This window comes from Pedobacter sp. 01T416_2 (assembly GCF_056398925.1).
On sequence record NZ_JBFTQI010000130.1, the window covers coordinates 1 to 9,849 of the forward strand.

The 9,849-nt window shown below is 40.1% G+C and carries 12 protein-coding genes; 10 read left to right on the plus strand and 2 right to left on the minus strand.

Features of this window, described 5'->3' with window-relative positions; translation table 11 throughout:
• The 4 genes from AC1DPQ_RS07865 to AC1DPQ_RS07880 all read left to right on the plus strand — a co-directional run.
• On the plus strand, nt 1-672 hold a 672-nt coding region (locus AC1DPQ_RS07865), incomplete at its 5' end, for an ROK family protein (RefSeq protein ID WP_477608689.1).
• Nucleotides 673-1,172: 500 nt separating this feature from the next.
• Complete coding sequence (locus AC1DPQ_RS07870) at nt 1,173-1,955, plus strand: alpha/beta fold hydrolase (protein ID WP_477608691.1); 783 nt, start codon at nt 1,173-1,175, stop codon at nt 1,953-1,955.
• Between the two features lie 62 nt (nt 1,956-2,017).
• Nucleotides 2,018-2,701: a GNAT family N-acetyltransferase gene (locus AC1DPQ_RS07875; protein ID WP_477608693.1), complete on the plus strand. Its 684-nt coding sequence runs from the start codon at nt 2,018-2,020 to the stop codon at nt 2,699-2,701.
• Nucleotides 2,702-2,785: 84 nt separating this feature from the next.
• Nucleotides 2,786-3,010 carry a CDGSH iron-sulfur domain-containing protein gene (locus AC1DPQ_RS07880; RefSeq protein WP_086548824.1) on the plus strand — a complete coding sequence of 75 codons (225 nt, stop codon included), beginning with the start codon at nt 2,786-2,788 and terminating at the stop codon, nt 3,008-3,010.
• Nucleotides 3,011-3,186: 176 nt separating this feature from the next.
• On the opposite strand, the gene AC1DPQ_RS07885 is transcribed toward AC1DPQ_RS07880, so the two are convergent.
• Together AC1DPQ_RS07885 and AC1DPQ_RS07890 are read right to left on the minus strand one after the other, a co-directional pair.
• Nucleotides 3,187-3,990 (minus strand): helix-turn-helix domain-containing protein, encoded by an 804-nt coding sequence (locus AC1DPQ_RS07885; RefSeq protein WP_477608695.1) that lies wholly within the window; start codon nt 3,988-3,990, stop codon nt 3,187-3,189.
• A 256-nt stretch (nt 3,991-4,246) separates the two neighbouring features.
• Complete coding sequence (locus tag AC1DPQ_RS07890) at nt 4,247-5,125, minus strand: oxidoreductase (protein WP_477578358.1); 879 nt, start codon at nt 5,123-5,125, stop codon at nt 4,247-4,249.
• A 148-nt stretch (nt 5,126-5,273) separates the two neighbouring features.
• On the opposite strand from AC1DPQ_RS07890, the gene AC1DPQ_RS07895 reads away from it, so the two are divergent.
• The 6 genes from AC1DPQ_RS07895 to AC1DPQ_RS07920 all read left to right on the plus strand — a co-directional run.
• Nucleotides 5,274-5,438 (plus strand): hypothetical protein, encoded by a 165-nt coding sequence (locus AC1DPQ_RS07895; protein ID WP_477578360.1) that lies wholly within the window; start codon nt 5,274-5,276, stop codon nt 5,436-5,438.
• Between the two features lie 104 nt (nt 5,439-5,542).
• The gene (locus AC1DPQ_RS07900; protein ID WP_477578361.1) at nt 5,543-5,941 is read left to right on the plus strand and encodes a winged helix-turn-helix transcriptional regulator; all 399 of its coding nucleotides are present in this window, start codon (nt 5,543-5,545) and stop codon (nt 5,939-5,941) included.
• Nucleotides 5,942-6,037: 96 nt separating this feature from the next.
• A complete protein-coding gene (locus AC1DPQ_RS07905) occupies nt 6,038-6,571 on the plus strand; it encodes a hypothetical protein (protein WP_477578363.1) in 534 nt (177 codons plus the stop codon).
• Between the two features lie 547 nt (nt 6,572-7,118).
• Entirely contained in the window at nt 7,119-7,421 is a 303-nt protein-coding gene (locus AC1DPQ_RS07910) for an ArsR/SmtB family transcription factor (RefSeq protein ID WP_029276735.1), read from the plus strand.
• Nucleotides 7,422-7,432: 11 nt separating this feature from the next.
• Complete coding sequence (locus tag AC1DPQ_RS07915) at nt 7,433-8,533, plus strand: NADH:flavin oxidoreductase (RefSeq protein WP_477608697.1); 1,101 nt, start codon at nt 7,433-7,435, stop codon at nt 8,531-8,533.
• Nucleotides 8,534-9,066: 533 nt separating this feature from the next.
• Nucleotides 9,067-9,849 (plus strand): pirin family protein (locus AC1DPQ_RS07920; RefSeq protein ID WP_477608699.1); only part of this gene is annotated, 783 nt, incomplete at its 3' end.

Sequence of the window (9,849 nt, forward strand, 5' to 3'; positions counted from 1 at the left end):
ATCCAAAACGATGTGAATGGCTCATCAATGGCAGAATTTACCCACGGAATGGCTAAGGGCAAAAAGAATGTACTCGTATTGTTAATGGATTGGGGTGTGGGTTTAGGCATTATAATGGACGGAAAATTGAGGCAAGGTAACTGCGGTTTCTCTGGCGAATTGGGCCATATGCCTTTTGTAGAGAATGGCGCACTCTGTTACTGTGGAAAACACGGCTGCCTCGAGACCGTTGCGTCTGGAAACGCACTGTCAGAAATGGCAAAAGAAGGTATTTTATTGGGCAAAAACTCTATGCTCACTAATCTCTCGAACGAAGAACTGGAAAGAATTGAGCCCGCCCTGATTATTAAGGCAGCCAATAAAGGTGATCAATACGCTATTCAGCTGCTCTCCAATGTTGGCACTCACATGGGCAAAGGAATAGCTGTTCTGATCCAGTTATTCAACCCCGAACTGATTATTTTAAGCGGCAAAATTGCCGGGGCCAAACAATACATCACATTACCCATGCAACAGGCAATAAACACTTATTGCATGACCCAAATCAGAGAAAAAACAACGATAGTTTCTTCCGAGCTGGGCGAAAACTCCAGGCTATTAGGATATGCCGCAACAGGTATCGATCAATTTCTGGGCGCCTATATCAAAAAAGTAAAAAAGCTTAAAAAATAAGAGCCTGTTTAATTTAATTATAAATTATTAGTATGTCAGTCTGAGGGATAATTTATTTTATAAAAATCAATATTAATGACAGGAGAATTTAAAAAATTAAATCTCCTCAGATTATCGTCATTGCGAGAAGGCTTTTTCAGCCGACGAAGCAATCTTACAACTATCGCTAGTAGCGAGCGCTTTAAGATTATTCATTTTCGCAGTTGTTTTTAACGGCATTCATGAGCTCACTCCGTTCGGTTATCTTCGTGCCTCGCAATGACGATCTTTCTATTTGGGCTGTCAATGGTAGTGTAGTCGAAGACCCGTTTTTCGATACATTAAAAGCAATCGACTCCCCTCAGGGTGACAAAAATGTTAGATAAGTAAAATAATTGTATCAAATTTAAACAGGCTCTAATATTCCGAATGGCGCAAACCACCCTAAATTTGTCTGTTATTGGCACCTTATTTTCAGATAGCTTATTTAGATTTGTATAGCAAATTTTAAACCGAGACCGATGGCAACATATAAAAAAGCAGGACATGAAAAGATAAATGGCATTAACATGTATTATGAAATTTACGGGGAGGGAGAAATTCCGTTGGTATTGATACATGGCGGCGGTTCCACCATTCAATCTTCATTCGGCAGACTTATTACTTTTTTGGCAAAATCCGGTCGGGTTATAGCTGTTGAGCTTCAGGCTCATGGACGTACCAGCGACCGTGACCAGGCAGAATCTTTTGAGCAGGATGCAAAAGACGTGACCACTTTATTAAATCAGCTAAAAATAACGAAAGCCAATTTTCTAGGCTTCAGCAACGGCGGAACAACAACCTTACATATTGCAGCACACCATCCGGCTGTGGTGAATAAAATCATTGTCATTTCGGCCAATTACCAACGGGAAGGTTTAATTGATGGCTTTTATAATGGCTTTGGAGATGCAACCATCGACCATATGCCCGAACCGCTTAAAACAGCTTTTTTAGCAGTAAACCCAGATCAAAACGCGCTGCAAACGATGTTCGAAAAGGACAAACAGCGCATGCTCGATTTTGTCGACCTCAGCGATGACGATCTGAAGGGAATTACCGCCGATACGCTTTTAATGGTGGCAGATAAAGATGTGATCAAGCCCGAACATGTGGTTAAAATGTCGAGATTGATTGCAAATGCGCAACTGGTTATTTTACCTGGTATGCATGGCGCTATGATTGGTGAAAACCTGAACCCGGATGTAAGCAACAAAACAATTGAGATTACAGCACATCTGGTGGAAACTTTTTTAAACCAATAATGATTTTAGCTAATCTGTGTAAAAATTACCTCGTCTGATTTAGCATTTAATATCTTTGCGGGATGGAACACGTATTGGATAATCCAATTTATTATGCCTTAACATCCGGACATRGCCATATTGCAAAAGGCCTTGAAGAGGTAAAATATTATATCGAAGATATCACCGCATTTGCCGGCTTAAAAGATAATTCGCAGGAGAATCTAGACACGCTTTATCAAATCAGTCCTGCAGAAAGCCTTTTCGTATTTTTCTCCAAAACACCGGTCGAAATACCTAAGAAGTGGAAATTGCTAACCCATATCGATATGTTTCAATTTGTTTTTCGCGGCAAAGAAACACCAACTGCAGAGGCAACTGGAATAACAGACCTTAGTCTGGAACACGTTACAGAAATGATCGACCTGGTAGAGCTGACCAAACCAGGACCATTTTTGGCCAAAACCATCGAGCTTAGTAATTACACAGGCATATTTGTTGATGGGAAATTGGCAGCTATGGCCGGACACCGGTTCCATCCCAGCCCTTACCGTGAAGTAAGTGCGGTTTGTACTCACCCCGATCATTTAGGCAAAGGTTATGCTTTTAAGATTTTACAAGAACAGATTAAAAGAATATTGCTCCGTTCGGAAATACCGTTTTTACATGTTAGAAATGATAATGAAGCCGCCATTAAACTTTATCATAAATTGGCTTTCGAGATCAGGACAGACATGATTGCCTACGTCATTAAAAAAGAGGCTTAGTCCAAGAAGAGAATGTTTCTAAATAGAAAACCGTTCAGAAATTACCACTTCAATGCTTTAGTTTTGCACTAAACTAACACATACATGTCTAAAACAAAACTTACCATTAACAATAACGGCTCTGTTAAAATTGAGGGCGATTTCGAAATTGTAGATAGAAACGGGAACACATATGGCTTACAGGGCAGAGAAGTACTTTCGATCTGCCGTTGTGGTTTATCAAAAAACAAGCCTTTTTGCGATGGTGCACATAACGGCCATTTTGAGCATGAGGCAATAGCCTTTGATCTTCCTCCAAAAAAGGTTTAATAACGAAATTAAAATTTTAAAGAGGTTGTATCATAAATATAGATTTGTCATCCTGAGCTTGTCGAAGGACCTTTTAAATTACTCCTTAAAGTGTTTCGACAAGATCAACATGACAGCATCTGAGGTGAAATCACCTTTATGATACAACCTCTTTTATATTTTGAAAGCAGCATAAATTAAACACCTACCCTGGATGGCGCCATGCCATAAGCTTTTTTAAAGGCGAAAGAGAAATGCGACAGGTCTTTAAAACCAACTTCGAGATAAACATCTGATGATTTCCAGCCTTTTTCGGTCAGGAGATAATAGGCATCATTCAAGCGCTTTTTCTGCAGCCAGCGATTGGGAGAAAGGTTAAAGATCTTCTCAAAATCCCTTTTAAATGTGGCCAAACTTCTTCCCGTTAAATAAGCAAAACGGTTAATATCTACATTGAATTTATAATTGGCATTCATATAGGCTTCCAGATCAATTTTTCCAGGTTCCGAAAAATCGAAAAGCACATCTTTTAATATTGGGTTGGTCTGCAATAAAATCATTACTGCTTCTTTAACTTTTAAATCGATCAAAGCCTGATTAAACGCGTTATTTCCGTCTAAATATGGCCATATCGAATCGATATAATTCTTCAAAAGGCTGTTGGCATCTAACACCAGACCTTTAATATCCTGATTCGGCTTTTGCGTATGCAGATCATATTCGTTGCTGATGCTATGCAGAATATCCTGGTCGATGTTAATGCTAATCGACTTAAACTCTCCTCCTGCTGGCGGGTATTTGGTATACCGGGCCAATTGATTTCGCCTGAAAAAACGAAAATCACCATCCGAAAACACAAATTTCTCTCCTCCGATAAAAATTTCAGATGTACCAGCAATAACCAATCCCAGCGAATGATTGGGAATAAACTGTTCGCCCTCACYACTTTTCTGGGCATAACACGAATACAGGATATTTGGGCGTTTCTCTTGATTTGACATCTTGATCAAATTTATAGATTTATGGCGAGACATCGTCATCCCCGTGCAGACGGGGATCTTAATGCAAATAAGCCTTGGTAATGGCATTAAGATTATTCATAAGTTTTCCTTTTTTCAGAGGCATTCATGAGCACTCCGTGGTTCCCAATCAACCCGATAGCTATCGGGTTGGGAATGACGTACCGCCAAATATGGATGGATCTTTAATAAATTTCTCGACTGCGCTGCACTCCGCTAGAAATGACGATGCAACCAATTATTTCTTTGTAAAAGATTTACCCAGGTCAGTTGCCAAAAAATTCTCAGCCTCATCATGATCGGTTGATAAACTTACGTCCATCCATTTCTCCATTTCGGCAGTTCTGGTAACATCAGCATGTTTAAGCATTCCAATGGCTTCACTTCCAAATACCAGGTGTACGGGTGGCTCAGGGTGCTCTACCAGTGCCAACATGGCTTTCGCTGCTTTTTGCGGATCGCCCATCGGTATAAAGTTACCACTTTGGAAAAAATCTGAGCGCTTTTCTACAGTAGATTCGTACCCTTCAACGCGAGGTGCATATGACATTGAGGCACCAGCCCAATCGGTACGAAAACCGCCAGGTTCTACACAGGTTACATAAATCCCTAAATCCACTACTTCTTTTGCCAGGGATTCACTAAAGCCGCTCAACCCAAACTTTGCAGCCTGATAAATACTCACCCCGGCATTACCTACTCGCCCACCTATCGAGCTGATTTGAAGAATTCTGCCCGAACGTTGTTTGCGCATAAATGGCAATACAGCTCTCGTGATTTCGATCGGTGCATATAAATTTGTTTCCAACTGACTGCGCACCTGTTCTTCGGTAAAAGCTTCTGCTGCACCAACAATACCAAAACCCGCATTGTTAACCAAAACATCTATTTTACCAAAATGGGCTACAGCCGATTCTACTGCCAGATACACCTGATCGTAATCGGTAACATCTAAAGTGATCGGAAAAATCTGATCAGGATATTTTTCTACAAGTTCTTTTAAAGCTGCTGTATTTCTTGCTGTTGCCGCAACCAAGTCGCCTTTTGCCAATACTTGTGCTGTTAGGTCACGTCCCAATCCACGGGAACTACCTGTTATAAACCAAACTTTTTTCATTTTTCTAAATTTTATAGAATCAAAGGTAGGTTGATAATCGAGGTGAAGCTTTGCTTTAAGGCTCAATTTACTTTGTTAAAAAGCTCAATTGGTTTATCAGAACTTTTAAGTACAATCTGCTGTTAATTAATTAGTAAATACTTGGGTTATGGCGAAAGAAAAGAAAAAAGGAAAAAAGAATAAGCTCGGTGTTAAAAATTCATTGGTAAACAATATTAATGCCCGAAAGAAGAAAGGGAAATCGAGGTCTAAGAAGAAATCAAAAATTAGTAAAAAGGCTTATAAAAAGATGCAGAAAGGATGGAAAAAGTAGCCGTTTGTTATACTGCTGTCAAATCTGGATAGTTTTACTATCTAAAAGATACTAGTATCCCAAAGGATAGTGCTATCCTTTACGAAAGCTTATACCTTTGTATTATGGGACCAAGAAAAGAACACCGTAATAAAGAAACCTGTACGGCAAGTTTAAATGCGGTAAAAGACGCACTCTATGTGTTAAATGGCAAGTGGAAACTTCCTTTGATTATTTCTCTGCAAGAAGGACCACTGCGTTTTAATGAGATCCAAAAATCACTTGGAGAAATTACACCCAAAATACTGTCGAAAGAACTTAAAGATTTAGAATTAAATGAATTTGTGATCCGGAAAGTATTTTCTACCACTCCGGTTACCGTAACTTACGAGCTTACCCCTTATAGTGAATCGCTTGAAAGAGTAATTGATGAACTAAGGGATTGGGGATTAAAACATCGCGAACGGTTGGTTAAAAACAGAAAAAGCGAGTTGGTTGAAGCTGAAATGGCGACCTCACTTTAGGCCGCCAAATTTGATCTACTAGACCACCCATTTTGCTCAAAAAAGCAAAAAACTGATAATGATAAAATTCGGCTATCTTTGTACAAAATAAAATCGATGGCGGTATTACATAAAAAAGAAGAAAAAATTCAGGCAGTGCTGGGTAGGTTGCCTAAAAAATATACAGACGAACAATTCGTAGAGATGTTTATCAGACTTTACTCTAAAGATTGGGGCAAAATTAAATCGGCTTACATTAAACAATCTCAGGATAAAGAACCTGGAACCATCATCAACATGCCAAAACCAGAGGTATATTTACGACAGATCCTGGCAAACTATCTTCAACAAGATCATGCGCCGAAAGCAGTAGAGGTTAAAGAAGAACCTGTTGTTGAAGCTCCGGTTACCGAAGTTAAAAAAGCGAAAGCTCCGGCTAAGAAGAAAGAAGCCGTAGCTGAAGAAGTACCTGCTGAGGTTAAAAAAGCAAAAGCACCTGCTAAAAAGAAAGCTGAAGCAATTGAAGAACCAACTGTAGAAGTTAAAAAAGCTAAGGCGCCTGCAAAGAAAAAAGCGGAAGCAATCGAAGAGGCTCCGGTAGTTGAAAAGAAAGCAAAAGCAGCAGCAAAAAAGCCGGCAGCAAAAAAATAAAAAAATATTTTACGTCAAATATAATAAATCACCTTTTTGGTTGTTTATATATATGAGAGCGTTAATTTAGATGACGGGGATAGGTCGGTATGATTTATCCCCGTTCTTTTTTGACTTTTTTTTCGGCTATTTTATCGTTTATCTYTTTTTTAATTATTAGCCACGGGAGCAGAGAAAATATTGATCTGCAATTCTTATTCTAAGAGGTCTTTATCAAAAAATCCAGCGACCAATCACAGCGCGATACGTCATTCCCAACTTGATTGGGAACCACGGAGTGCTCATGAATACCTCTGAAAAAAGGAAAAATTATGAATAATCGTAATGCCTTGGTAGGATTTGTATGTTGCATTAAGATTCCCGCCTGCGCGGGAATGACGACCGTTCTTTAAAATCTCTCATATTACAATCTGTCAGTAATAGTGCAACGAAGAATCTTTTCAGCGCGCACCATATTTCATTTTTATCCATTGGCATGTTTTACATCCAATTGTAAACTTTATTCTTTTAATTGGTATATCGGGAAAAGTCGATATACATTTGTACCATGGATCAAGTAGAAATATTCAAAGCCCTTTCGAACAAAACACGTTTACAGATTTTAGGCTGGTTAAAAGCGCCTGAGCTACATTTTCCAGAACAGCCCAATGCCGATTTTGAAAATGTAGGTGTTTGCGTTGGGCAGATTCAGCTTAAAAGTGGTTTATCACAAAGTACCATTTCCGAATACCTGTCTATTTTACAGCGCGCCGATTTAATCAGTTCAACGCGCTTAGGCCAATGGACTTATTACAAACGCAATAAAGAAGGCTTAGAAAAATTAAGCGAAATCATCAATACCGAATTATAATTTAGAAACATATGAACACAGATAGTTTATTTAGGCCTTTTAGCCTTAAAACATTAAATATCAAAAACAGAATAGTAATGGCCCCAATGACGAGGTCATTTTCTCCAGGTGGCGTGCCAACAGCCGATGTTGCTGGCTATTATGCAAAAAGAGCGGCTGGTGAAGTAGGTTTAATTTTATCAGAAGGAACCGTAATTAACCGTCCATCTTCTTCTGCCGATCCTAACATTCCACATTTTTACGGTACCGAAGCTTTGGCAGGTTGGGAAAACGTAATTAAAAGTGTACACCAGGCCGGTGGTAAAATGGGACCGCAGATCTGGCACCAGGGCATTATGGATAACCATGCATCAGGCTGGTTACCAAGCACACCCTTCGAAGGTCCATCAAGCTTAAACAAACCAGGTTTCGAAAACGGTGTACCGATGACTGATRCAGCCATTGCGGATACCATTGCGGCTTTTGGCCAGGCGGCAGTAGATGCCAAAGCGCTCGGTTTTGACACTGTTGAAATACATGGCGCGCACCAATACCTGATCGATCAGTTTTTTTGGGATGGCACAAACAACCGTACCGATATTTATGGCGGTAAAACCTTAGCTGAACGTACTCGTTTTGGTGTTGAAGTAATTAAAGAAGTACGTAAAAGGGTTGGGGAAGATTTCGCGCTGATTATCCGCTTATCACAATTTAAACCTGCTGCCTACGATTTTAAACTGGCCAAAAACGAGCAGGAAATGGAACAGTGGTTAACGCCATTGGCCGAAGCCGGAATTGATATTTTTCATTGTTCGCAACGCCGTTTCTGGGAGCCTGAATTTGAAGGTTCTGACTTAAATTTTGCAGGTTGGGCTAAAAAAGTAACCGGAAAAGCTACGATCTCAGTGGGCTCAGTTGGTTTGGATGGCGATTTCTTTGGCGCTTTCGCAGGCCAGAGTTCACAGCCGAGCTCATTGGATGAACTGGTGCGCAGAATGGACCGCGGCGATTTCGATTTAGTAGCCGTTGGCCGTCCGCTTTTAGCAGATCCGAACTGGGTTGAGAAAATTAAAAACAACCTTACAGAAGAATTGAAAGGCTTTAGCAAAGAAGCTTTAATGGAATTGGTATAAACACCATATTTTTTCTTTTTAAGTTTAGAAAGGCATCTCGAAAGGGATGCTTTTTTGATAAGGAGGCATCGTCATCTCGATCCGATAGCTATCGGATGAAACGCAGTGAAATGGAGAGATCTACCCGCTCCGTCAGCTGTTAACATGATGAGTTTAGAAATAATTTTTCTGCCACGGAAGCACAAAGGGCACGGAAATTTTCTTGATCATTTGAAAAGCAGTACCTGTATTACTTCGGTTTCACCAGCCCCGCCCTTTGCTTAATCCGACTGAAAAAGTCGGGATAACGCTGTCGGTCGGGTTTAYTTCACTTCTGACAGTAGCAATGCCGTTGCCACCTAAACCCGATCAAAGCGAGATGCCGATTTTCTTCAAATTGGCAGAAGCGGGAGCGGGACTACAATAACCCAAAAGCTTCTGCAATTGATTTCCAAAAAACAAACTAAGCCTTTTTCATGGCACCAGATATTACCAAACCAATCTGCCTTAGGATTTTTTTCCTTAAATTCACGTCATCAAAAAATTGATTATCCATGTCGAATATTAAACTCATTATCGAAGAAAGACCAGCAAATATTGGCAATTTTATGGTTGGCAGGTTACTGCCTTTCAGAGAGAAACGTATGGTTGGGCCTTTTTCTTTTATCGACCATATGGGCCCTGCTGCAATGAGCGATCACGAAAATCTCGACGTTCCACCTCATCCACATATCGGTTTATCTACCTTAACTTTTTTATTTGAAGGTGAAATTACACATAAAGACAGTTTAGGTTCGGATATTGTAAYTAAACCCGGGCAGGTAAACTGGATGACTTCGGGCAGCGGCATTGTACATTCGGAAAGAACCCCCGAACATCTTCGCCATACCGATAAAATGCTCCACGGCTTACAGATCTGGGTAGCCTTACCCAAAGATTTGGAACAAATGGAACCGGAGTTTTGCCATGTAGAAGGGGCAGATATTCCAAGCTGGACAGAAGATGGTGTAAGTTTTAAATTAATCGCAGGAGAAGCTTTTGGCTATAAATCTCCGGTTCCGGTATACAGTCCGCTATATTTTTTAGAATTAAAAAGTACCAAGCAGCAAAAGCTAAACATTGGCGATTACCTGTTTGGCGAAAGTGCACTTTATATTTTAGAGGGTGCGATTGAAAGCGAGGGGAATATTTTTGAGCCGCGTTTAATTTTAATTGCCAACGACGCCAAACTATGCGAATTTACCATGCACGAAAACACCACGGTTTATATTTTCGGAGGCGAACCCTTTCCTGAAGAGCGTTTCATTTACTGGAACTTTGTTGCCTCTGACAAAGAA

Bases quoted from the DNA above. Each gene is read 5' to 3' on its own strand.
- AC1DPQ_RS07880 (WP_086548824.1), top strand. From the start codon at position 2,786: ATGTCTAAAACAAAACTTACCATTAACAATAACGGCTCTGTTAAAATT.
- AC1DPQ_RS07890 (WP_477578358.1), bottom strand. From the start codon at position 5,125: ATGAAAAAAGTTTGGTTTATAACAGGTAGTTCCCGTGGATTGGGACGT.
- AC1DPQ_RS07895 (WP_477578360.1), top strand. From the start codon at position 5,274: ATGGCGAAAGAAAAGAAAAAAGGAAAAAAGAATAAGCTCGGTGTTAAA.
- AC1DPQ_RS07870 (WP_477608691.1), top strand. From the start codon at position 1,173: ATGGCAACATATAAAAAAGCAGGACATGAAAAGATAAATGGCATTAAC.
- AC1DPQ_RS07900 (WP_477578361.1), top strand. From the start codon at position 5,543: ATGGGACCAAGAAAAGAACACCGTAATAAAGAAACCTGTACGGCAAGT.
- AC1DPQ_RS07905 (WP_477578363.1), top strand. From the start codon at position 6,038: ATGGCGGTATTACATAAAAAAGAAGAAAAAATTCAGGCAGTGCTGGGT.
- AC1DPQ_RS07910 (WP_029276735.1), top strand. From the start codon at position 7,119: ATGGATCAAGTAGAAATATTCAAAGCCCTTTCGAACAAAACACGTTTA.